The organism is Candidatus Poriferisodalis sp., assembly GCF_965215815.1.
Lineage (GTDB): Bacteria > Actinomycetota > Acidimicrobiia > Acidimicrobiales > Poriferisodalaceae > Poriferisodalis.
The window spans coordinates 1,294,736-1,317,871 of sequence record NZ_CBDCEO010000012.1 but is presented as its reverse complement, the minus strand read 5'-3'; the positions used below and the strand labels follow the sequence as shown (position 1 = coordinate 1,317,871).

Here is a 23,136-nt window from a genome sequence, read left to right as displayed (position 1 = left end):
CCTTGCGCGGCAGTGACGGACTCTGCCGATCGCCTCCATCCTGACTCTGCTCGGGCACAGTCGCCGTTCGCCGGGCGCCGCGTGGTGCTCGGAGTCAGCGGCGGCATCGCCGCGTACAAGGCCGTGATCCTCTGCAGGCTGATGATGGACGCCGGCGCTCACGTCATACCGGTGATGACGGCCGCAGCGCAGCGATTCGTGGGCCGGGCGACGTTCGATGCGCTCGCCAGCGAGCGTGCTCGCACATCGATCTTCGGTGAAGACGATCCGATCCCGCATACGACGCTGGGCCAGACAGCCGACGTCATCGTCGTGGCGCCCGCCACCGCACGGGTCATCGGCAGCTACGCAGCGGGTATTTCCGACGGCCTGCTGACCGCCACGCTGCTCGCGACGCGTGCCCCCGTGGTTGTTTGCCCCGCCATGCACACTGAGATGTGGGAACACGACGCCGTGCAGCACAACCTCGACGTGCTCACCGGCCGCGGCGTGCACATTGTGGTGCCCGAATCCGGCCGGCTTGCCGGCGGCGATGTCGGCACAGGCCGCCTCGCCGAGCCGGCCACGATATTCGACGCCGTCGGCGCAGTGCTTACCGCACAACCGGACTCAGCCGAGGCGCGCGAGCCAGCGGTGGCGCGCCGGGATTTCGCAGGTGTCAACGTGACGGTGACGGCGGGAGGCACCCGCGAACCCATCGATCCGGTTCGCTTTATCGGCAACCGCTCGTCAGGCAAGCAGGGCTACGCCATCGCCACCGCGGCTCGGGACCGGGGAGCCGACGTCACCTTGGTGACCAGTGCCGCGCTGGCTTCGCCTGAAGGCATCCGGGAGGTGCGCGTCGAATCAGCAGCCGAGATGGAAGCTGCTGTGCGCGCACATGCTGACGCCGGGGTCATCGTCATGGCGGCTGCAGTGGCCGACTTCCGGCCCGCAGAAGTGGCCCCTCAGAAGATCAAGAAGGGCGAAACACTCGACAGCGGCACGCCGCCTGTGATCGCACTCGAGCACACAGCGGACATCCTCGCCGGGCTCGGGGCCAGCAAGCCCCCGGGCCAGGTACTCGTCGGTTTCGCCGCCGAGACAGCGGATGTGCTCGACAACGCAGCACAGAAGCTGGCGCGCAAGAACCTCGACGTGATAGTCGCGAACGATGTCTCGGCCGCGGGCGCGGGCTTCGCACACGACACCAACATCGTGACCATCCTGCTGGCCGACGGCACCGTGCGACCGCTGCCTCTCTGCTCGAAGCGCGAGGTGGCCGACGCCGTGCTCGACGCCGTGGCCGAGCTTCGCCGCTGAGCGTCTGCTGGGTTTCGGCTCAGGCCGTCTAGCCTTGCCGCGCTGCTGCAATCAGCAACTGCGACGGGCCTGCACGGCTGGCCAATCACGATCTGGCCAATCACGATCGAATCTGGAGCCACGGTGAGCCAGTGGACTTTCACCTCAGAATCGGTGACCGAGGGCCATCCCGACAAGATGGCCGATCAGATCTCGGACGCCATCCTGGACTCACTGATTGCCGAGGACAAAGCAGCCAGGGTTGCGGTGGAGACGCTGGTCACGACCGGTCTCGTCGTGGTGGCAGGCGAGGTTTCCACCAAGGCCTACATCGACATCCCGCGGGTGGTGCGCGACACCATCACCGGCATCGGCTACGACCACGGTGAGCTTGGTTTCGACGGAAACACCTGCGGCGTCATGATCGCCCTCGACGAGCAGTCGAGCGAGATCACCAAGGGTGTCTTCGGAAGCACTGAAGCTGCCGCGACACTGGACGTCATTCCTGAACAGGGAGCCGGTGACCAGGGGATGATGTTCGGCTACGCCTGCCGGGAAACCGAGGCGTTCATGCCCCTGCCGATCTATGTCGCTCACCGCATGGCCGAGCAGCTCACCGAAGCCCGCAGGTCGGGCCGCATCCCGTACTTGCGCCCTGACGGCAAGACCCAGGTGAGCTTCGAATACCGAGATGGCGAGCCGATCGCGCTCCGCACTGTTGTCGTCTCCGCTCAGCACCGGGACGGGATCGAGATCGACGGGATGATGCGCCCGGACGTGCTCGAGCACGTCATCGGCCCCACGCTGCCAGCAGCGTTCGCCGACGACGATTTTGAGCTGCTGGTGAACCCTTCGGGCAGCTTCGTCAGGGGTGGACCGGTCGCCGATGCGGGCCTTACGGGACGCAAGATCATCGTCGACACATATGGCGGCTACGCCCGTCACGGCGGGGGTGCATTCAGCGGCAAGGACCCCTCCAAGGTGGACCGTTCGGCGGCGTACGGCGCGCGCTGGGTTGCAAAGAACGTGGTCGCAGCCGGCGCGGCCGATCGGTGCGAGATGCAGGTGGCGTACGCCATCGGCCGTGCCGAACCGGTCTCGGTGCTTGTGGAGACGTTCGGGACATCCCACGTCGACCCGGACGCCATTGCGTCTGCGGTTGCCGAAGTGTTCGACCTGCGTCCCGCTGCCCTGCTGGCCGAACTCAATCTGCGCCAACCGATCTACAAGGTCACAGCCGCATACGGCCATTTCGGCCGGGAATCCGACGGCGTGTCGTTCCCCTGGGAACGTCTCGACCGGGTCGACGACCTCGCCTCAGCGCTGGGCCTGTAGGCCGGCGAGCGGGCAGGCGCGATAGCGCCCCTCGATTACCCAGCGAGAACCAGCCAGGTCCGCGGCATCGCGCAATCGGCGCTCGCCGTGCGGGCGACGCGGGGCAGACTGCGACGATGCAGCAGATGGTGCAGGTGCTGGTCGACGAGCCGGCCATCGACCGCGAGTTCACTTACCTGCTGCCGCCGGAACTCGCTTCGGGCCGGGTACCCATCAACGTCGGCACCGTTGTGCTTGTCCCCCTGCAAGGTCGTTCGATCCGAGGTTGGGTGACAGACCTCGATCCGCCCACTCCCGGCGATGTCGAGTTGCTGCCGATATCGCGAGTGATGAGCCTGGGCCCTCCGCCGCACGTCGTGGAGCTGGCGAGTTGGGCTGCATGGCGCTGGGCGGGCACTCGGGCGCATTTCCTGAGAACTGCCAGCGCCGATCGGGTCGTGTCAGGCCTGCCGTCACACTCTTCGGGAGGTCACCGGGGTGCCCAGATCTCCGTCTCGGCCGATGCCCCGGCCTGGGTCGCAGCCGCACTCGCATCCGACAACAAGACGCCCGCAGTCGTGCGTATGGGACCGTGCGCCGACGAATGGCCGCTCGTCGCGGCGGCACTGCGGCGTGGTCCGTTGCTGGTGCTGGTGCCCACGGTCGCGTGGGCAGCGCGATTGGCAGGGCGGCTGCGCCAAGCCGGCATCTCGACTGCGTTGGCACCGCGTGATTGGGCAGGCGCCGCCGCGGCGCACGCAGTGGTGGGCACCCGGGCTGCCGCTTGGGCGCCGTGTGGCCCATTGCGTACCGTGATCGTGTTCGACGAGCACGACGAGGCCTACCAAGAGGAGGCCTCGCCGACATGGAATGCCCGTGATGCGGCTGTCGAGCGTGCCCGCCGCGACGGAGCGCAGTGCCTGCTCGTAGGACCGATGCCGTCACCCGACTCACTTGCGCATGCCCGCCAGCCCGGTGCCCCGGCTGCTTCGACGCTCATCACCGCACCGCGACCGTCCGAGCTCGAAGCCTGGCCCCGGGTGCAGATTGCCGACCGGCGACGAGACGACCCCACGGCAGGGGAGTGGTGCGGCGAGACGCTGGCCGGGCTGCTGCGAACCGACAGCACGGTGGTCTGCGTGCTGAACCGCACGGGACGGGCGCGTCTCGCATACTGCGCATCGTGCGGCGAGCTGGCGTGTTCGGAGCACACCGGCCGGCCTCTGCGCCTGGAGAAGCAGCAGTTTGTCGATCCCGGCAGCGGCGAGAAGCGCCCGGCGGTCTGCGAATCCTGCGGAGCCATCAGGTTCCGGCGTGCTCGTGTCGGTGTGAAGGGAGTTGCGGAGGAGATGGAGCGTCTGGCCCGACGCCCCGTGATCCAGATCGTCGGCGAGAGCGCCGCAGCCGCCGACTCGACTGCCGACTCAACCCACCGGCGCCGACGGGCGCCCTCGTCGCAGCTAGCAGATGGGCCAGCGCTCTACATCGGCACCGAAGCAGTGCTCCACCGGGTGCCATCAGCAGACGCCGTGGCCTTCGTGGACTTCGATCAGGAGCTGACAGCGCCTCGTTACCGGGCCGCCGAGGAGGCCTTCGCGCTGCTTGTACGCGCAGCGCGGCTGGTGGGACCGCGCACTGGTGGAGGCCGCATCGTGGTGCAGACCCGGCTGCCTGCCCATCCCGCCCTGTTGGCGGCTGTCGAGGCCGATCCGGGCGACTGGATCCGTGCCGAAGTCGAGCGTCGGTCCCAAATGCACCAGCCGCCGGCTGCTGCCTGGGCGCTGGTGTCGGGCGCAGCAGCCAGCACCTACATCGACCTCCTGTCGGCCGGCGATCACGCCGGCGAACTCGACATCGCCGGGCCGGCCGAGGGCACCTGGCGGGTTGGCAGCGACGACCAGGACGTATTGCTGCACGCGCTGGCAGCCGCCGAACGGCCTTCAGGACGGTTGCGGGTCGCCGTCGACCCGCTGCGCGCCTGATTCAGCTCGCCGAACGCTCCGCCGGTCCGTGCGCGGGTGTGCCGGTAGCCTCCGAAATCCATGGGAGGCACCTTCGAGATCCGGCTGATGGGCGATCCGGTGCTGCGTCAGCGGGCTGCCGAGATCACCGAGATCAACGGCCGCGTGGCGCGCATGGTCGACGACATGCTTCCCGCCATGTACGAGGCAGAAGGGATCGGTCTCGCCGCTCCCCAGGTGGGTATCCAACGCCGCCTGTTCGTGTTCGACCTCTACGAGGGCGACGGCCCTCAGACCCTCATCAATCCCGAGATCGTCGAGAGCCACGGCGAGTGGACCTATACCGAAGGATGCCTCTCCGTGCCGGGCCTGACCTTCGACATCGTCCGCCCCAAAGAGGTCTATCTGGTCGGCCTCGATCTTGACGGCAACGAGGTCAGCATCGAAGCCGACGACCTGACCGCACGCCTGTTCCAGCACGAGTTGGACCACCTCGACGGCCTGCTGCTCATCGACCACCTCGACAAGGCCGAGCGCAAGGACGCCCTGCGAGAGTGGCGCTCCAAGCTGGCACAGCTGCAGTCGGGCGCCCCGGGGCCCGCAGCGAGCGGTCCTGTCCCTCTCGTCGGCCGCAACAGCGCGGCGGGCTGAGCGTTCGGGGGCTGCGTCGCGCCTTCTTTGTGCAGATTTGCCGCCTGTGGCGGCAATCTTGCGCAGAGTCGGGATGTGCCGGTGGGGATGAGGTGCCCGAAGGACTCATGACACAAACGCTGCCGACTCTGCCACTGCCCCCGAACCGGCCCCGCCGCGTCGCGTTCGCCGGCACCCCGAACGACGCCGTGCCCGCATTGCTGGCGCTTGCTCAGGCCGGCTTCGACATCGGCGTCGTCGTGACCGGTGCGCCACGCCGCCGCAGCCGTCGTGGACGCGACACGCCCAGCCCGGTCTCGGCTACTGCAACCGAACTTGGCCTGCCGATCAGCCACGAGCCTGCCGACCTCACGAGCGCCGGCGCTGATTGCGCTGTGGTCGTGGCCTACGGGCGTCTGATCAGCGCTGACCTGCTGTCCCAGGTCCCGATGCTTAACCTGCATTTCTCGCTGCTGCCGCGCTGGCGTGGCGCAGCCCCGGTGGAGCGTGCACTCCTCGCCGGCGACGACGTCACCGGCGTCTGCTTGATGGCGCTAGAGGAATCGCTCGACACGGGCCCCGTCTACTGGCGCCACGAGGTACCCATCGGTCCGACTGACACAGCGGCTCATCTGCGCATTCGTCTCGCGGACGAAGGCGCACAGCGGCTCGTGGAGTCCGTGACGAACGGTCTCGGCACACCCGAACCCCAGCAGGGGGAGCCCACATACGCCCGAAAGCTCAGCACTGCCGACCGAGAGATCGATTGGTCCCAGCCCGCAACCCACATCGACCGCCAGATCCGGGTGGGTGGCGCGTGGACCACGCTCAACGGCCAACGATTCATCGTTCGTGGAGGCACCCCGTCGTCGGCGACGCATGATGCGCCGCCGGGAACGTTGTTCGGTGACGCCGTGGTCACCGGACACGGCATTGTGCGCCTCGACGTCGTACAGCCCGCGGGCCGCCCAGCTGCCAATGCTCAGGCATGGCTGCACGGCGCCCGCCTGCCATCGGGCACCCGCTTCGGCTGACCTCGCGCCTAGCGTGACGAGATGCGGATCGGGCTGATCTCCGACACCCACATCCCCGAGGCTGCACCGGAGCTCTGGCCCGAGGCGTATGCAGCCATGGAGGGGTGCGACGTCATCCTGCACGCCGGTGACATCTACGACATCTCAGTCGTCGACCGGCTCAACGAGATCGCACCGACCTGGGCCGCTCGGGGCAACGGCGACGACGGCTCGTCGGGCCGCGACGTCCAGCCTGACCATCGGTTGCTGGCGAACGCCTGGGCGCACACCTTCGGCGGCGTACGGGTCGGCCTCACCCATCATCTGCCCGTGCCGGAGCTGTCCTTCTATACCGTGGCCGACGCCATTGAGCGGCACTTCGGCGACGAGCAACTTGATGTGTGCGTGTACGGCGACACACACGTTCACCGCATCGACACGCTGTCGGGCGTGCTGTGCGTGAATCCCGGATCGCCGACGTTCCCTCGCAACCTCAGCGCCCAACTCGGCACCGTCGGCTATCTCGACATTGCTGACGGCGTGGTCACGCCGTCGCTGTGGCAGCTCACACTTGACGGGCTCGAACCCACCGAGTCCTGGGATCGAGTCATCTGAGGCTGCCGGCTGCTACGGCGTGGGTTGACCTGTCCAGCGGCTGTACATCGCCGAGTCAGTTGATGCTCGGCGGGGCGCCGCCGCCTACAGTGCCGCGCGCAACCGGTTCGCTACGACACAGGGGGAACAGCAGTGACCGACGAGAAGGAAGCGTGGCTGGCAGCAACCGTCGAACAGCCCATCGACGCCGACACCGAGATTGTCGATCCGCATCACCACCTCTGGGACTTCCCAGCAGGCACGTACCTCGTGCCCGATCTGCACGCGGACACCGGTGCGGGGCACAACGTCACCCAGACGGTTTTCGTGGAGTGCGCCGCCGGCTACCGCACCAGCGGCCCCACCCACATGGCGCCCGTAGGCGAGACCGAGTTCGTGCGTGAGCAGGCTGCGATCTCGGCCGAGGCCGACGGAGCCACAATCTCGGCCATCGTGAGCTTCGCCGACCTGACGCTCGGCAAAGCCGTCGAGGAGGTGCTGGCGGCGCATGACGAGGCCGGCGAGGGCCTGTTCCGTGGCATTCGTCACGCCAACGCCTGGGACGCCAGCGACCAGATCCGCGAGAGTCATACGAAGCCGTCGCCGGGCCTTCTGGGCCAGTCGGATTTCCGCGCCGGCTACGCGATGCTGGGCCGCATGGGCTTCAGCTTCGATGCCTGGATGTTCCATCCCCAAGTGGCCGAGCTCGTCGACCTCGCTGCAGCAGTACCCGACACGCCCGTGGTGCTCGACCACCTCGGCGGCCCCCTCGGCATCGGTCCCTACGCCGAGCGGCGCGACGAAGTGCGAGCGGTGGTACGCCCCGCGCTGGAGGCTCTGGCACGCCATCCGCAGGTCACGGTCAAGGTCGGCGGCATCGGCATGAGCATCTACGGCGTCGGCTTCAAACGCCTGCCCCAGGCCCCGTCCTCGGAGCAGGTTGCCGAAACGTGGAGCGACGACATCCGCCACTGCATCGAAACCTTCGGCCCCGACCGCGCCATGTTCGAAAGCAACTTCCCGGTCGACAAGCAAGGCTGCTCGTACACCGTGCTGTTCAACGCGTTCCAGCGAATCTGTGACCAGGCCGGCTACACGAAGTCCGAACGGTCCGACCTCTTCGCCGGTACTGCTCGCCGCTTCTACCGCGTCGCTCCGCCGGCCTAAGCCCGGGGCGGGCTAGGTCAGCCCGATTCCTTCGTGGGGCAGCGTCGCCCACTGGGTGTCGTCGTGCCCGTACAGCAGGCGGCAGCCCTCGTCATCGCGCATCGACTTCAGCCGGCGCATCGACTCCAGCTGCATGTCGTGGTTGTAGCCGAACGGCGGAAGCAGCATCCGGTCGAGCACGTCCTCCCAATAGACGCAGTCGCCCGTCAGCACCACCGGACCGCTGTCCAGCTCCACCCGGAGCGACTGGTGGCCAGCGGTGTGTCCCGGTGTCGGGACACACGTCACCGAGCCGTCGCCGAACACATCGTGCTCACCGTCGATGAGCAGCAGGTCGTGTCCTAAGTCGAAGTCGTCGGGCTTGTACACCTCATGCTCGATGAGCTTGGGGTGATGACCGGACTCCCACTCAGCCCGCTGGCAGATCAGTCGTGCATTGGGCAAGAGCTCGGTGCCGCCGCAATGGTCGAAGTGCAGGTGGCTGAAAATGGCGAAGGTCAGCTCGGCGGGGTCGACGTCCACGCTTTCCAGCCGGGCCGAGACTTCGTCGTTCGCCGAATATTCCGCCGTGAAAGCCTTGGCCAGAAGCGGGTAGCGGGCGCCCACGCCGTCCTGCACCTGGGGATGCATGCCGGTGTCGAACACCAGCGTCTGACCGCTGGGGTGACGCACCAGCCAACTCGGAATGGGCAGCCGCACATTGCCCGGAGCGTCGGCGATCACCGACGCGGTGGGAGTGGACAGCCAGCCGCATTCGAGCGGGACGAGTGAGAGTTTGCTCATGCGATGTGCCTCCTCCACGCCTGGTCAGGCGCGGTAGCTCCTATGCGCCCTATCAGGCGTCGTAGTTCCGACACGCCTTGTCAGGCGCCGAGACCTTTGCCCAGGGGGCGGTGATCGGGGAAGTCAGGTTCACGGCGATCCATCTGGGCCCGGAAGGCTTCGCCCATGTCGTCGGTGTCGAACATCGCGGCGTTCCACGTGGCGATGTACTCCAGGCCGTCGGCGACCGAGTGATCGCGGCTGTAGTTCATCGACTGCTTCGTGCCCCAGATTGCCATCGGGCTCTTCGCGGCAATCTGGGCAGCAATGTCGTCGACCGCTTCCATCATCGAAGCGTGGTCGTCGTACACAGCGTTCACAAAGCCGCGGTCGAGTGCTTCTTGCGCGCCCATACGGCGGCCGGTATAGGCCAGCTCGCGCACAACGCCCTCGGGTACCAGCTTGGGCATGCGCTGAAGCGTTCCCACATCCGCGGTCATGCCGATGTTGATCTCCTGGATCGAGAAGAACGCGTCCTGTGTGGCGTAGCGAAGATCGCAGGCCGAGACCATGTCGACTCCGCCGCCGACGCACGCACCTTGGACGGCGGCGATAACCGGCAGCCGGCTCTGCTCAAAGGCGTTGAAGGTTTGCTGTGCGCGCAGTGCGGTGTTACGGAACTGCGCACGTGTCCGGCTGCTGTGTCCGCCGCCGACACCGCTGGCCGGCTCTTCGAAGCCGCCGAACACTGCGAGGTCCATGCCCGAGCAGAAGTGCCTGCCGATCGCTGACAGCACGACGACCCGGGCGTCGGTACCAGACGAGATCTCGTCGGTGATCTGGGGCAGCTCCCTCCAGAACTCCAAGATCATCGAGTTGGCCTTCTCGGGGCGCTTCATGACCAGGCTGGCGACGTGGTCGCGCACCTCCACGTCGAAGCAGGTGTAGTCGGATCCGGTCATCGGCTCGCCCCTTCTGTCTCGCAAGTCCGCACAAGTCAAGCGCGTGAACGACGAGTCCGCTTCGATGGCGCCCGTCGGCACGATCCCCGGCGCCCTGCGACCCCACTGCGCGTCGGGATCGAGCCGCCAGCCCAGCGCTAGGGTCCGCGGCGGCGACCGAGGCTGGAGGATCGATGCACGATGAAGCTGCCGCCGAGGCACCGCTCGCCGGCACCCGTGTTGTCGAGATGACCATGTACGTGCAGGGACCAGTCGGGGGCCTCACGCTGGCTTCGCTGGGCGCGGATGTCGTCAAGATTGAGCAAGTCGGCCAGGCCGACTACATGCGCAGCTTTGCGAGCGTGTTCGGGGTGACGTTTGACGACCGGGGCCGGGAATGGCTCTACGGGTCGCTGAACCGGAACAAGCGGTCGCTGGCGCTCGACATCTCGTCGGTGGCGGGACGCCCGGTTTTCGAGCGCCTGGTCCGTGAGGCCGATGTGTTCATCACGAATCTGCGGACCGCCGGCCTCGCCCGCTACGGCGCCGACCCTGAGACGCTGGCAGAGCTCAACCCGCAGCTGGTGTATTGCCGGGGCGGCGGGTTCGGGCTACGAGGTGAGCTGGCCGAGGACCTGTGCCAGGACACGGTCGGCATGGCGCACGCCGGTTTCATGGACGCAATCTCGCCGACCGAAGTGCCGACGTATCCGCCGGGCTCGCTGAGCGACATCCTGACCGGCACCAACATGGCCTCGGCGGTGATGGCCGGGCTGCTCAAACGTGCGCGCACCGGGCGGGGCTGCGTAGTGGGGACATCGCAAACCCAAGCGCTGCTGTGGTTGACAAGCCAAGCCGTGGGCGTTGCCGCGAACGTGGGACAACGCATGGAACGCTTCGATCCGGGTAACGCTTGGAATCCACTCTTCACCGTTTTCGAGACGGCCGACGGCTGGATCGCGATCGCTGCGCTGCAAGGACCGCATTGGGAGGGGCTTGCGAGAGCTGTCGGCATCGAGTCGTGGCTGGAAGACCCGCGTTTCGCGACCTTCGAGGACGTGGTAACCAACCGTGCCGAATTCACCCCGCTGTTCACCGCCCACATGAGGACTGACACCACCGAGGCCTGGTGGCGGGCGATCCGGGGCTGCGGGGCATGGGTGTCTCCGGTGAATCGCGTTGAGGACCTTGCGGGCAACCCCGACATCCTGACCAACGAGTACTTGGTGAGCTTTGACGACGGATTCATCGGGCCGCCCGCGGTGTTCGACGTCGATGAGTTCCGAGGCGCGCGAGGTTCCACCGCTGACTACGGCGAGCACACCTACGAGATCCTCGCCGAACTCGGTTACGACGACGAGCAGGTCCTCGATCTCAAGGCTGCGAACGCCGTCTGGTAACGCCCGCCGGTCCAGTCCCGCAAGCCGGAGATGAGCTGCACGAGTGCTGGATTGGGGCGGCTCGCCGGGTGTGCCGCGCCCTGTCCATTCGCAGCGGGTGGAGATGAGCTGCTCGTGTGCTGGATTGGGGCGGCTCGCCCCTCCCAACTACCACTTCGGGGCCCCGATGCCGTCGGACCGGAGACGCCCCCCGCAGATCACATGGGCGGCGCTCCAGGGGAGTCCCGGTGCTCGTTGGGGGCCCCGATGCGGTCGGACCGGAGACGCCCCCCGCAGATCACATGGGCGGCGCTCTAGGGGAGCCCCGGTGTTCGTTGGGGTCCTGGTGTTCGTTGGGGGGCTGGTGTTCGTTGGGGGGCTGGTGTTCGTTGGGGGGCTGGTGTTCGTTGGGGGGCTGGTGTTCGTTGGGGGGCTGGTGTTCGTTGGGGGGCTGGTGTTCGTTGGGGGGCTGGTTCGGCGGTTGGAGCCCGAATCGGCCGGGGCGTGTGTGGTGGGGTTCGACGGTGAAGCCTTGTTGGTGGATTTTGTCGTTGTGGCAGTCGTGGCAGACCGACACGAGGTTGTCGTAGTCGGTGGGGCCGCCGTGTTGCCACTCGTCGATGTGGTGTGAGCGGCAGTGGTCGGGGTGTGTGCCACAGCCGATGCAGCCTTGGTCGCGCAGTGCGAGTGCGCAGCGTTGGAGTTCGGTGGCGGTGCGGCGGCGGCGTCCCATGCGCAGGTCGCCGGTGGCGTCGTCGAAGATTACGGGCAGCACGCCGGAGTCGACGGCGAGTTTGGCAATCTCGCCGATGGGGATCGGGGTGCCGTCGGCGAAACGTGTGTTGGCGAGCTGGTGGTTGACCGTGTCGTAGTCGGCCACCACGATCAGCGATGTGCCTGCGGGCCGTGCGGTGTCGGGCTCGCAGATGAGCTTGGCTATCGCGTCGGCGGTGCGCTGGGCCGCGGTGGGCCGGTGGTCGGGGTCTTCGTGGTGGTAGAGGCGTCGTTCCGTGGCGGCGATCACTGACGCCAGCCGGGCACCGGAGACCGGGTCGAACTGGCCGTTGATGACCACCATGGCGTTGTCGCGGCTGGTGAACACACGCGCCGAGCGTTGCTGACCCTGCTGCTCGAGCAGTGAGGCGCCATCGTCGCGGGTCTGGTCGGCGACGTGGCGTGCGACCGTGCGACGGAATTCGTCATAGCCCTCGCGGCGGGCGCGTTCGGCCAGGAACGCCTCGTCGATCGGAGCGTCGCCGGCGGCTCGCGCGATCAGCCGTGCGTGGCCCACAGGAAGCGACCCCGATGCGAGGCCCTGGCGTGTCTTGTCCAGGTCGCCCAGCGCGACCGCGGCCTTCACGTCGCCGCGGGCGGCGCGCCCCGACACCGACAGGGTTTCCTTGGCGGTGTGCTCGGCGTCTGCGTTGCCGCGGCGGCGGGCGAGCTCGCCGAGCACATCGGCCTTCATCGCCGCCAAACGGGACTCCGCCCCACCCAACTCGCGCAGCCGGGCCCGCAGACCCGCGTCGCACAGCCCCGATGCGTCCACCGCGTCCACGCGCACAGCAGCGCTTGTTGCGGTGCCCCGCGAACCCGATCCGCCGCCGTCCCTCATGAAAACGACTGTATGTGGGGGCTGTGACATCCATGATCTACGGGGCTGGTCGCAGAGTCGCATGCCAGGTACTTGATGTACGCGAAAGTGCAGGTCAGACGCTTGCGAGCCGGATCTGACAGCTATTGCCGACCACGCTCCTCGGGGCCGGCAGTCCGGGCCTGGGTCTGACTCGGGGTGTGACGGGCCTGGGTGCCTTGATCGTGATCTGTCGGTCTGATGTTCCGGGCTGCTGGCGCGCACCGACCGGGCGTGGGGTCATCGTCGATTATTCGCTGCAGGTACGACAGCAGCTCCGGCACGCGCTGGACTTTGTCGACAATCGCCCCGTCATGGAATTGAGCGAGGAAATCGCGCAGGTCCTCGAGTGCGCAGGCGCGGGCCTTGGCGAATTCACGGTGTGATCTTCAATGAGCCCAACGTCGAGGCGTCGCCGCTGGAGCATTACGCCGAACAGCAGCGCCGTCAGGCCGCACAGCAGTGACACGCCTGCGCCAGCACCTCGCTTGGCCACGTTGTCGCCGACGTTCTGATGCACCAGTGCACCGACACCGGGGATGAGCACCAGCAGCATCTTGGTGCCCAGCAGCATTGACCATCCCGAACTCGTCTCCTCGCTGGGAATGCTGAGCATCGACCACAGGCATGTTGCGACTGCAATGCCGAATGCAGGCCACGCGACCCGTGAGAGCGCCTTGGCGGCGACCTTGCCGGAGCCTGGGTAGGCACGGCTGATCGCGACCTTCGAGGACGTGGTAGTCAATCGTGCCGAATTCACCCCGCTGTTCGCCGCTCACATGAGGACGGACACCACCAAGGCGTGATGGCGGGCGATCCGGGGCTGCGGGGCATGGGTGTCGCCGGTGAATCGCGCGGAGGACCTCGCCGCGCCTGTGGCACGGCCCGCCATTCGACGGGGCCGAGGGCCGAAGGGGTGGGTCTCGACTCACCAGCTATTCACGCGGAGCGACGCTCAGAAGCATGCCGCGGATCAGGGTGCACGGGATACTCCCTCGCCGGGGTGCGCTGCGCCGCTTCCGGCCGCACAGCACGCCTCAGCGGCCCACGCGAGCTGAGCCAGCGGGGTTGTGGGTAGCAGATGGGTAACAGTCCTCAGAAAATGAGGCTGACCTGCGGGTATTGGTGCCCGCTCCGGGCACTCAGCGCAGGTGTGGGCTTGTCCCGCAGACGACCGCTAAACCCAGAATCGTGCTTGACCGGGTGAGTGATGATCCCTCCCCTGCCTTCTAGGAGGTGGCACCGATGCCTCTCAGTCGCCAGAGTGCTGTTTGAGGTAGATGACGTCGATTCGCAGGATGTTCCGCGCGGACAGGATCATCCTTCCTTCGTCTGCCATCGGTCCATCTTCAGAAGCTGAGTTGTCGGTCGACTCGGGCGACATGACAAGGAATGGCGGTGCGAGAACGAGGTCACGGTCGTCAGTCTCTTCGGTGTCCGTGTTGTACCAGGCCAAGTGACCTCCGAAGATGTGCCCATCGGCCATATGGCACACGACGAGCACTCTTGAGTTCTTCGGGGCTTCCGCGTCGAACGCCCGGTACCACGCTGAGGCGTCCTTGATGACAGGCGTGAACTTCTGGACCGTCTTGTCGGGCAGCCAGAGCCGGTGTGCGAGTGCCCACGCCAGAGTCACAGCAGCGGCGACGACCAGCACAGCCCACGCGCATACCCACATGAGTCGAGCGTCGTCTGTAGTGGCGTAGCTCTTGGGGTCTCGAATCAGCTCCGCGAGGCTGGGGCTGTGACCCTGCAGCCAGGGCCACAGCCGAAGGGTCCCATAGGTCAGCAGCGCTAACGCATTGGCACCCAAGGAAGCGACGACGACTTGCGCGCTCTCCAGCGGACGTGACGTGCGTGCCATTGGCACCATTCGTCGCCGCACCGTGAGGTAGACGTAACCTGGGACAAAGGCGGCGCCGACGACCAGCAGCCCGACCAGTGAGCCGAACATCGAAGTGCCTAGTCGGCCTTCTCAGAGTCCTTGCTCGACGGGACCCATGGCACGCTGTCAACAGCCTTCGGCGGCGGCGGCGGGTTCGCCGGCGCCTTGCCATGCCGGTACTCGCGCTCGGCCGGCCGGTCCACCTGGTCTGATCGGTCGCGTCGGGCCATACGAGAAGCGTAGTGCTCAAGGCGATGCTCGCCCCTCTCGATTCTTCCGCTGACGTACCGCTGGCGAGCGATAGCGAAGACGATCTCGTAGCGGAGTTCACTGGAGCGGGTCTCGCCGATGAGGCTGATGATGATGCGGACGAGACAACTCTGATCAGTTCCCAGACCAACTCGACCAGCGACGGTTCATCGCCGCAGCATGCGTCTGGTCGTTGACGCGAGCGTTCTGGTCGGTTAGCTGCAGCGCGAGCGAGGCCGACAGCGGCTGGCCGATCAGCGCATAGACCTGTACCTGCCAGAGCGCATGTGGCATGAAACGCTCCGCGAGATTCCGCGCCGCGCGGAGAAGCTCGGTCGCCATCGGGGTCTGAGCACAGACGAAGCCAGCGGGCTGTCGGACCGCTGCCTGCAAGTCGTCGCCCTGAACTGCACCGTCGTCGCCGAAGCCATCTACTCGGCATGGGAGGACCAGGCCCGAGAGCGCTCGATTCGCGACCCCACCGTTTGGCCGGTCGTAGCGTGCGCTCTGGCGCTCGACGTAGGCGTGTGGACCGCGGACGACGATTTCCTCGGCACCGGCGTGCCCACATGGACCACAGAAACGCTCGATCTGTGGCTGCGGCGAACGGAGGAAGACTTGTAGCGCTGAACGCTGCGCCGCAGTCAGCAGGCTTGCGCTGGAGCACCCATTCGCATTGCCGCCGCTGAGTCGCAATTCGCTGCCGAGTGAATTGGAGCCGCGCGTAGCCTCGGGTCTCAGAGGCCAGCCTCCCCGAGCTTGGCGGACCTACCGCAGTGGCGTCATGCGGGGGCTGGTCCTCTCGCGACGCTGGGTCCAGCCGTGGGGATTCTTGGGTGAAATCTCGCCGACGCCACGATGTCATCGTGACTTGGTCGGGCGACAACTCCTGTGGATGGGCGAATGATACGGGCGGACGGATGCGCCGTCGGGTTCGCTCACCTCGGTGTCGGCCGGGGACCCAACATGTTTGACGCGTCCCCGGCGTGCGCACGCCGGGGACGCGACCGCCCCTCAGAGTCACGGTCTCGGATGCGCTATGTTGCGCCCGAACGCACAACCGCGGCCCATCTCGGGCCGTGCCAGCCGAGCCGGGCGGGAGCCGGGTTCATGGTTCCCTCCTTTCGGCTGACGCGGTTGTGCGTTCAAACACACCCTGACTTCCGCTAGGAGGGAACCGCCATGCCCCGACGGCTGCTCACAGCGATTCTCGCCGCGCTGCTCATGACACCGCTGATCCTGCCCGCGCCCGCGTCGGCGCAAGCATCGTCCGCGTATCTTGACGGCGCTGAGCCGTGGACAGAATCCGATTGCGCCGGTGACATCCCCATCGTCGTGGGCGCTGACAGCAAAGCGCAGTCAGACATCTACAGCGCCGTCACCCTCGCCGGGGTGCTCGACACCGATTGCGTGATCCTCGCCGGACCACGCGACGGCGACATGACGACCGAGCAGCGGACACGCCTCGACGCTGCCGCCGCGGGCGGGTACGTCGTGGGCGGCACCGCCGCGGTGCCGACAGCCAAGCTCGCCGGTCGCGACATGACACGTCTCGGCGGCGCAACCCGCTGGGCCACCGCGCAGCAAGTCGGCAGCGAGGCCAGCGCGCTCGCCGCTGGCACCGAACCCGAAACCGCGACAACCCCCGACACGACCCTGACAGCACCCGCCGACGTAACAGCGCCCGGCTTGTATCTCTACGGTGCCGAGCCGTGGATCGCATCGGATTGCGCCTCCGATATCCCCATCGTCGTGGGCGCTGACAGCAAGGCGCAGTCAGACATCTACAGCGCCGTCACCCTCGCCGGGGTGCTCGACACCGATTGCGTGATCCTCGCCGGACCCCGCACCGGGGCGATGCCCGCAAGCCAGAAAACACGCCTCGAAGATGCCGAACCGGGCGGGTTCGTGCTCGGCGGCATCGCCGCGGTGCCCACAGCCAAGCTCGCCGGTCGCGACATGACACGCCTCGGCGGCACTACCCGCTGGGCCACCGCGCAGCTCGTTGGGCGACGCGCCAGCGGAGACACAACCGCAGGAACCAACACCGCAACCGAGACTGTCAGCAACGGGGCGCGTACAGCGCCGAACACTTTCACCGCAGTGTCCGCAGGCAACGGGTATACGTGTGCGGTGCGCACCGACAAGACCGTGACCTGCTGGGGCGGCAACTCTCAGGGGCAGGCGGATGCGCCGTCGGGCTCGTTCACCGCTGTGTCCGTCAGCGCGTATGGGTGCGGGCTGCGCACCGACAAGACCGTGACCTGCTGGGGCGGTGGGCGGGGGGATGAGCCGTCTGGTTCGTTCACCGCGGTGTCCGTCGGCGGCGCGTATTCGTGCGGGCTGCGCACCGACAAGACCGTGACGTGCTGGGGCGGGTACGACTACGGGCAGGCGGATGCGCCGTCGGGCTCGTTCACGGCTGTGTCCGCAGGCGGCGAACAGAGGGATTTTTTCAACGGGCATGCGTGTGCCGTGCGGACCGACAAGACCCTTGTTTGCTGGGGCGGGAACTGGTATGGGGAGGCGGATGCGCCGTCGGGTTCGTTCACGGCTGTGGCCGCCGGGTCGCAACATTCGTGCGCCGTTCGCACCGACGGGACGGTGATCTGCTGGGGCGGCAACTATCAGGGGCAGGCGGATGCGCCGTCGGGTTCGTTCACGGCTGTGGCCGCCGGGTCGCAACATTCGTGCGCCGTTCGCACCGACGGGACGGTGATCTGCTGGGGCGGCAACTATCGGGGGCAGATGGATCCGCCGTCGGGGAAGTTCACAGCGGTGTCCGTCGGCAGAGGCGGAGACGAACATGCGTGCGGGCTGCGGACTGACAAGACCCTTGTCTGCTGGGGCGGGAACTGGAGGTTTCAGACGAGGGTGCCCTCGCCGGTCGCGCAAACGTTCACCGCTGTGTCCGCGGGGCAGCAGTACTCGTGCGGGCTGCGCACCGACAAGACCGTGATCTGCTGGGGCGCGAACTGGGGCTACTACTCGGACGACTTGGGGGATACGCCGTCGGGTTCGTTCACCGCGGTGGACGCCGGTGACGGCGTCTCGTGTGCGCTGCGCACCGACAAGACCGTGGCCTGCTGGGGCGAGAACACGGATGGGCAGGCGGAAGCGCCGTCGGGCAAGTTCACGACCGTGTCGTCAGGGGGGAAAGACAGCCACAAGGGGTTGAACATCTCGTGTGGGGTGCGCACCGACCAGACCTTGGCCTGTTGGGGCCGTGACGGGTTGGTGTTCGCGCCCTCGTCGGGCACGTTTACGGACGTGTCCGTCGGGTACCGGCATGCGTGTGGGGTGCGCACCGACAAGACCGTGACCTGCTGGCGCCTCTACACATTTATCCGCGACATACATACCAGTGGACAGTGGAATGCGCCGTCGGGCTCGTTCACCGCGGTGTCCGCCGGGGCGCTCCATTCGTGCGGGCTGCGCACCAACGGCACAGTGACCTGCTGGGGCTACAACGATGGGACGACTGATGCACCGTCGGGCACGTTCACCGCGTTGGCCGCCAGCGGGCATACGTGCGGGCTGCGCACCGACAAAACCGTGGCCTGCTGGGGCAACCGCCCCACAGAAAAGACTGACGCGCCGTCGGGTTCGTTCACGGCTGTGTCCGCAGGCGGCGCGCATTCGTGCGGGGTGCGCACCGACGGGACGGTGACCTGTTGGGGCAGCGACGATAGTGGCGAGTCGTCTGCGCCGTAGACGTGGGCGGCACGCCGCTTGAGCCACGCGACCGCTGCCATCGCGCTGATTGGCGGGGATCGCACCAACCCCGCACAGCGCTGCCGTCGTGCCATAGCACCCGCCCGCGATCACCGGGCCACGCCGCTAGAACGCCGCCACGGGCCGCACAGCACGCCTCAGCGCCAACGATGGCACCGCCCCAATCACGGCACCCCGCAGGGACCGGCGAGGGGGTCTTGCGCTACATATATCGGCAGCGGCTTCGGGGCCGGGCGGCACTCGGCGGGCGAATGGCGCGAGCACGTCAACCCGTCGGGTGTTCGGCGCTCACGGGTGCGCAAACAGAGCCGCTGAGCATGTCGGCGGGTGCGAGTAGCTGGCCCGAGCTACAGCGCCGCTGCGCCGGTTCCGAATGCGGTCAGTTCCGCTAGCGCTGCTCAGCGGCCCACGCGAGCTAAGCCAGCGGCCCGCGGGGTAGCAGAAGGGTAAGAGCGGGCCGAAAATGGCCGTAACCTGCGGCGATGGGTTCATCGACGAGATCCTCGCCGAACTCGTTTACGACGACGAGCAGGTCCTCGATCTCAAGGCCGCCAGCGCCGTCGGGTAGCTCGCGTCCGCCGCCGTAGACGATCCTGTTTCCCGTTCTTGTTCGCGACGCTGGGGCCCGCGCGGGCCACGGCTTGGTCTATTGACTCAGCCTCTCAGAGCATCACGCCGAACAGCAGCGCTGTCAGACCGAACAACAGTGACACACCGGCGCTGATGCCTCGCTTCGCTGCGTTGTCGCCGGCATTCTGATGCACGAGTGCGCCGACACCGGAGATGAGCACCAGCAGCATCTTGATGCCCAGCAGCATCGACCAGCCCGAGCTCGTCTCCTCGCTGGGGATGGCGAGCATTGACCACAGGCCTGTCGCGACCGCAATGCCGAACGCCGGCCACGCCACCCGCGAGAAGGCTTTCGCAGCGACCTTGCCGGAGCCCGGGTAGGCACGGCTGACGACGGGCACCACCGCGCCGACCACGATCTGACCGCCGATCCACACCGTCACGGCCAGCACGTGCAGCACGATGCGGACTGTGTCGAGATCAAAGGCGACTTCACGGACTTCGTTCATTGGCGGTCTCGATTCTGGGTCAGGTCGGGGGCAGGTCTCATCGCGGGGTTACCACGATTGGACCCATCAGTGGTGTCAGGGCTGAATTCGCTAGGACTGGGCTTCGAGCAAATCCGCCATGTTGTCGGCGAAGAAGCGGTCGAGCACTCGGTCGTCGAATCCTTCCAACGACGAATTGAACCGCCCGAGGGGATTTCGGCCGCCCTCGATGTGGGGGTAGTCGCTCGAGAACAGGTAGAGGTTCTCGTTCGAGTCGCGGATCATGGCGCCGACGTCCTCGAACGGGTATGGCGTGAACGCCATCTGCCGGGTGATCTGGTCCGACGGCGCCTCGCCCAGCGCCGCAAGATCCGGCTCGGATCGCTTCCAGATCTCGACGATCTGATCCAGCCGGCGCAGCATCTGGGGCACCCAGGCGGCACCCAACTCGATGACGCCGCCACGTAGGTTTGGGTGCCGGGCCAGCACACCGTCAAGCACCATCACGCCGACGAAGGTCTCCGCAGCGTGATGGAGGGCAACCATGTCCTTGCCGCGAACGTTCTCGCCGCCACCGAGCCAATCGGTCGGCACCGGGCGGCCGGTATCCATCCACTCTGGGCGGATCTGCAGCGGATCCCCGCCCACGTGCAGCACGAACGGCACTCCCGCCTCGGCCATCTGCGCCCAGACAGGATCAAGATCCGTGTGCCCGGGCGACGCGCCGGCGGCGGGCCGGTGAGGGATCCACATGGCGCCCAGTCCCAATTCGAGCGCGTGGGTCATTTCGGCTGCCGCCATCTGCGGATCGTCCAGCGGCAGCAGTGCCACGCCGATCAGCCGGTCGTCGCCGGCACAGAACTCGGCCATGCCCCGGTTGTGCGCCCGAGCCGCTCCATAGCGCACGTCGAGATCGGTCCGGGGATCGAACGCCACGCCGACGCTGAACGTGGCGAAGACGAACTGTCGGGCAAACCCGAGCAGGTCCAGGGCCGTGGAGCGTTCTGCGGGGTTGAAGGCGCCCAGTGCCTGGTAGCCCTTGGGCCCGGCGATCAGGTCGTCTCCCAGAGCCGTCAGCTCCGCAACGGTCTCGGGCGGGTGGGCGCGGGTTCGCGCTGCGAGCTCCATGTCGTCGGTGAGACGCCCGCCATTGGCGAAGTCAATGTCGGGGATGCGATCCCGGATGCCCGGGTCCGCATGTACCCGCAGAAAGTCCGGCAGCTCCATGAGGTGGCTGTCGGCATCGAGGTAGGTCCGATTGCGCGCATAGGCCATGGACGCAGGTTAGTGACGGGCTGCGCACAGTGACCGTTTCAGGTGGTCGGAAATTCCTGACTGGCTGATTGGGCTGCGGAGTTAGGTTGCGCCCATGGTGGCTCTCGGGGACGCTGACGGATACAAGCTCGCCTACGAAGCGGGTCTTAACGCCGTGGGTGAGCAAGCATCAACCTGACTTGCCGGAACTGCACCGTGAGCTGGCCCTCTGGCTCGGTGACCAGACCAATTTCAATCGTCAGCAGCTAAGTGCCAGGTCGAAGTGGTTCTACCGAGGCTTGTTACTGTTGCCTGTAGAAGTTGTCGGCGTCATCATCGCTCTGGGAGATGCAGCCCGTGTTTAGGAAGAGGCGACGGAACCAGAAGAAGGCACAGCAGCCACAAGCGGAGAGACCGGCTGCGCCGCCCCGGCCGACTCGTCCCAATCCCGGTGTGTCGGAGAAGCGGGGGGCGCGCTAGTCGCCAGCGTCACGCTCTACGGACCGTCGGTAGCCTGCCGCGATGGCCGGATCGCATGCGGGGCATCATCAAACCGATCCAGCGCACGGGCTCGCGGCGAAGGTGCTGACGGTCTCCGATGGTGTGGTCGCCGGCACTCGGGAAGACCGCAGCGGCGAAGCGCTCGGCGAGGCGTTGGCTGCCGCGGGATACGAGGTGGTCGAACGCCGTGTGGTTGCCGACGGCATCGAAACGGTGGCAGAGGCGCTGCAGGCCATGTCAGATGGATTCGAAGGCCTGATCGTCACGACTGGCGGCACCGGCTTCACCGAACGAGATCTCACCCCGGAAGGCACCCGCGCCGCAATCGAGCGCGAGGCACCAGGCCTGGCCGAGGCCATGCGACTAGCGAACCCTCTCGGCCGCCTATCTCGGGGCGTCGCGGGCATCATCGGCCACGCGATCGTGCTGAACACGCCGGGCTCCACCAAGGGGTGCGTGGAGTGCTTCGAGGCCGTGGCCGACGTATTGCCGCATGCCTTGGCACTGCTGGCGGGCGAACGGCTCCACTGATGTCTGACCGGCGCTCGCGACGAGGTGCTGCTTCGGTACCCGGGGCATCAGGGAATCCGAGCGGGAGCAACGCCGACGCTGCGATAGCCGACGCGCTCGGTCTCGATGACCGGCCCGGTACCGCACAACAGGCGAACGAAGCTGCGGTCGCCCCGAGTGAAACGCCGGACGATCGGTTCCTGGACGACCACGACGACGAGAAGTCCCATGTGTCCGCGATGCTTCGGGCGGTCTGCCTCGGCGAGAGTGTGCGGGGCACGACAGCGCCGAATCCGTGGGTGGGGGCCGTGCTCGTCACGGCCGACGGCGACGAATTCGAGGGTGCGACCGAACCGCCCCCAGGCAGGCACGCCGAGATCGTGGCATTGGACGCAGCCCGCGAGTCAGGGGCCGATCTGGCCCAAGCCACGCTCTACACAACATTGGAGCCCTGCTCGCACACTGGACGCACGCCTCCGTGCGTCGAAGCGATCATCGACGCCCGAATCGCCCGCGTCTGCATCGGCGTCGCCGACCCCGATCCGAACGTGTCGGGCCGGGGAACGCTTGCGCTCCGGTCCGCAGGAATCGAGGTCATCGAAGGCCTCGGAGATGTCGTGGCCTCGCTTGGTCCCTACCTGCACCAGCGCCGCACCGACAAACCATGGGTGGTGCTCAAGCTGGCCGCCACGCTCGACGGCCGCATCGGCGCACCCGACGGCACGTCGCAGTGGATCACCTCGGCCGAAGCTCGTGCCGATGCCCATGCGTTGCGTGCACGTTGCGATGCGGTGCTGATAGGTGCCGGAACCGTGCGTGCAGACAACCCATCGCTGACCGTCCGCGACGCGCCGGGGACTGACCCGCGCCGCTTCGTGCTCGGGTCGGCGCCGTCCGACGCAAAGGTGCATCCCTGCACCGAAGTGAGCGGGCCATTGCCGGCTGTGCTGGAAGACCTGGCCGCCGAAGGCGTCGTCGAGTTGCTGGTGGAGGGAGGAGCCCACGTTGCAGGGGAGTTTCACCGGTCTGGCTTGGTCGACGAATACGTCGTGTATCTCGCGCCCGCACTCGCAGGCGGAGCCGATTCGTTGCCAATGCTGGCAGGACTTGGTGCGCCGACGCTCGCCGAGTTCTGGCGAGGGCACATTTCTGAGTTCCACCGCGTGGGACCCGACCTGCGCATCACTCTTCGCCCTGTCGAACACTGCGATGGGCCTCCCGCCAGTACCGTCGCCTCCGATGGGCGCTCCGATAGCCAGGCGCACTGAG

The 23,136-nt window shown here is 67.1% G+C and carries 21 protein-coding genes; 12 read left to right on the top strand and 9 right to left on the bottom strand.

The annotated features are described in order from the left end of the window. The first annotated feature begins 12 nt into the window (after window positions 1–12). The 7 genes from coaBC to ACOOHB_RS07785 all read left to right on the top strand — a co-directional run bounded on the left by coaBC (window position 13) and on the right by ACOOHB_RS07785 (window position 7,960). Complete coding sequence (coaBC, locus tag ACOOHB_RS07815) at window positions 13–1,302, top strand: bifunctional phosphopantothenoylcysteine decarboxylase/phosphopantothenate--cysteine ligase CoaBC (RefSeq protein ID WP_420444229.1); 1,290 nt, start codon at window positions 13–15, stop codon at window positions 1,300–1,302. 123 nt (window positions 1,303–1,425) lie between these two features. Then, complete coding sequence (metK, locus tag ACOOHB_RS07810; RefSeq protein ID WP_420444228.1) at window positions 1,426–2,616, top strand: methionine adenosyltransferase; 1,191 nt, start codon at window positions 1,426–1,428, stop codon at window positions 2,614–2,616. A gap of 116 nt (window positions 2,617–2,732) precedes the next feature. Next, entirely contained in the window at window positions 2,733–4,577 is a 1,845-nt protein-coding gene (locus ACOOHB_RS07805) for a hypothetical protein (RefSeq protein WP_420444227.1), read from the top strand. A 60-nt stretch (window positions 4,578–4,637) separates the two neighbouring features. Continuing rightward, window positions 4,638–5,207, top strand: coding sequence for a peptide deformylase (gene def / locus ACOOHB_RS07800; RefSeq protein ID WP_420444226.1), 570 nt, complete (start codon window positions 4,638–4,640; stop codon window positions 5,205–5,207). Window positions 5,208–5,314: 107 nt separating this feature from the next. Beyond that, complete coding sequence (locus ACOOHB_RS07795) at window positions 5,315–6,220, top strand: methionyl-tRNA formyltransferase (protein WP_420444225.1); 906 nt, start codon at window positions 5,315–5,317, stop codon at window positions 6,218–6,220. 21 nt (window positions 6,221–6,241) lie between these two features. Beyond that, window positions 6,242–6,814, top strand: coding sequence for a YfcE family phosphodiesterase (locus tag ACOOHB_RS07790; protein ID WP_420444224.1), 573 nt, complete (start codon window positions 6,242–6,244; stop codon window positions 6,812–6,814). A 132-nt stretch (window positions 6,815–6,946) separates the two neighbouring features. Beyond that, window positions 6,947–7,960: an amidohydrolase family protein gene (locus ACOOHB_RS07785; RefSeq protein WP_420444223.1), complete on the top strand. Its 1,014-nt coding sequence runs from the start codon at window positions 6,947–6,949 to the stop codon at window positions 7,958–7,960. Window positions 7,961–7,972: 12 nt separating this feature from the next. On the opposite strand, the gene ACOOHB_RS07780 is transcribed toward ACOOHB_RS07785, so the two are convergent. Both ACOOHB_RS07780 and ACOOHB_RS07775 read right to left on the bottom strand, forming a co-directional pair. After that, on the bottom strand, window positions 7,973–8,743 hold the full coding sequence (locus ACOOHB_RS07780; RefSeq protein WP_420444222.1) for an N-acyl homoserine lactonase family protein: 771 nt from the start codon (window positions 8,741–8,743) through the stop codon (window positions 7,973–7,975). An 80-nt stretch (window positions 8,744–8,823) separates the two neighbouring features. Further along, the gene (locus tag ACOOHB_RS07775; protein WP_420444221.1) at window positions 8,824–9,684 is read right to left on the bottom strand and encodes a crotonase/enoyl-CoA hydratase family protein; all 861 of its coding nucleotides are present in this window, start codon (window positions 9,682–9,684) and stop codon (window positions 8,824–8,826) included. Between the two features lie 173 nt (window positions 9,685–9,857). Here ACOOHB_RS07775 and ACOOHB_RS07770 point away from each other — a divergent pair, with 173 nt between their 5' ends. Further along, entirely contained in the window at window positions 9,858–11,063 is a 1,206-nt protein-coding gene (locus ACOOHB_RS07770; protein ID WP_420444220.1) for a CaiB/BaiF CoA transferase family protein, read from the top strand. Window positions 11,064–11,340: 277 nt separating this feature from the next. Here the strand turns inward: ACOOHB_RS07770 and ACOOHB_RS07765 are convergent, their stop codons facing one another. From ACOOHB_RS07765 to ACOOHB_RS07745, 5 genes are all read right to left on the bottom strand, one after another. Continuing rightward, on the bottom strand, window positions 11,341–12,657 hold the full coding sequence (locus ACOOHB_RS07765; protein ID WP_420444219.1) for an HNH endonuclease: 1,317 nt from the start codon (window positions 12,655–12,657) through the stop codon (window positions 11,341–11,343). 268 nt (window positions 12,658–12,925) lie between these two features. Then, complete coding sequence (locus ACOOHB_RS07760) at window positions 12,926–13,420, bottom strand: hypothetical protein (RefSeq protein ID WP_420444218.1); 495 nt, start codon at window positions 13,418–13,420, stop codon at window positions 12,926–12,928. A gap of 507 nt (window positions 13,421–13,927) precedes the next feature. After that, entirely contained in the window at window positions 13,928–14,629 is a 702-nt protein-coding gene (locus ACOOHB_RS07755) for a DUF6338 family protein (RefSeq protein ID WP_420444217.1), read from the bottom strand. An 8-nt stretch (window positions 14,630–14,637) separates the two neighbouring features. Further along, window positions 14,638–14,790, bottom strand: a complete 153-nt coding sequence (locus ACOOHB_RS07750; RefSeq protein ID WP_420444216.1) for a hypothetical protein — start codon at window positions 14,788–14,790, stop codon at window positions 14,638–14,640. Window positions 14,791–14,944: 154 nt separating this feature from the next. Continuing rightward, a complete protein-coding gene (locus ACOOHB_RS07745) occupies window positions 14,945–15,103 on the bottom strand; it encodes a hypothetical protein (RefSeq protein WP_420444215.1) in 159 nt (52 codons plus the stop codon). On the opposite strand from ACOOHB_RS07745, the gene ACOOHB_RS07740 reads away from it, so the two are divergent. Both ACOOHB_RS07740 and ACOOHB_RS07735 read left to right on the top strand, forming a co-directional pair. Continuing rightward, the gene (locus ACOOHB_RS07740; protein ID WP_420444214.1) at window positions 15,095–15,433 is read left to right on the top strand and encodes a PIN domain-containing protein; all 339 of its coding nucleotides are present in this window, start codon (window positions 15,095–15,097) and stop codon (window positions 15,431–15,433) included. The genes ACOOHB_RS07745 and ACOOHB_RS07740 overlap by 9 nt on opposite strands. 558 nt (window positions 15,434–15,991) lie before the next feature. Then, the gene (locus ACOOHB_RS07735; protein ID WP_420444213.1) at window positions 15,992–18,523 is read left to right on the top strand and encodes an RCC1 domain-containing protein; all 2,532 of its coding nucleotides are present in this window, start codon (window positions 15,992–15,994) and stop codon (window positions 18,521–18,523) included. Between the two features lie 683 nt (window positions 18,524–19,206). On the opposite strand, the gene ACOOHB_RS07730 is transcribed toward ACOOHB_RS07735, so the two are convergent. Both ACOOHB_RS07730 and ACOOHB_RS07725 read right to left on the bottom strand, forming a co-directional pair. Then, on the bottom strand, window positions 19,207–19,623 hold the full coding sequence (locus tag ACOOHB_RS07730; protein ID WP_420444212.1) for a hypothetical protein: 417 nt from the start codon (window positions 19,621–19,623) through the stop codon (window positions 19,207–19,209). A gap of 90 nt (window positions 19,624–19,713) precedes the next feature. After that, on the bottom strand, window positions 19,714–20,877 hold the full coding sequence (locus ACOOHB_RS07725; RefSeq protein ID WP_420444211.1) for an amidohydrolase family protein: 1,164 nt from the start codon (window positions 20,875–20,877) through the stop codon (window positions 19,714–19,716). Window positions 20,878–21,378: 501 nt separating this feature from the next. Between ACOOHB_RS07725 and ACOOHB_RS07720 the strand changes: the two genes are divergently transcribed. Both ACOOHB_RS07720 and ribD read left to right on the top strand, forming a co-directional pair. Then, entirely contained in the window at window positions 21,379–21,888 is a 510-nt protein-coding gene (locus ACOOHB_RS07720) for a MogA/MoaB family molybdenum cofactor biosynthesis protein (RefSeq protein ID WP_420444210.1), read from the top strand. Then, window positions 21,888–23,135, top strand: a complete 1,248-nt coding sequence (gene ribD / locus ACOOHB_RS07715) for a bifunctional diaminohydroxyphosphoribosylaminopyrimidine deaminase/5-amino-6-(5-phosphoribosylamino)uracil reductase RibD (protein ID WP_420444209.1) — start codon at window positions 21,888–21,890, stop codon at window positions 23,133–23,135. Before ACOOHB_RS07720 ends, ribD begins: the two co-directional genes overlap by 1 nt. Window position 23,136: the final 1 nt, after the last annotated feature.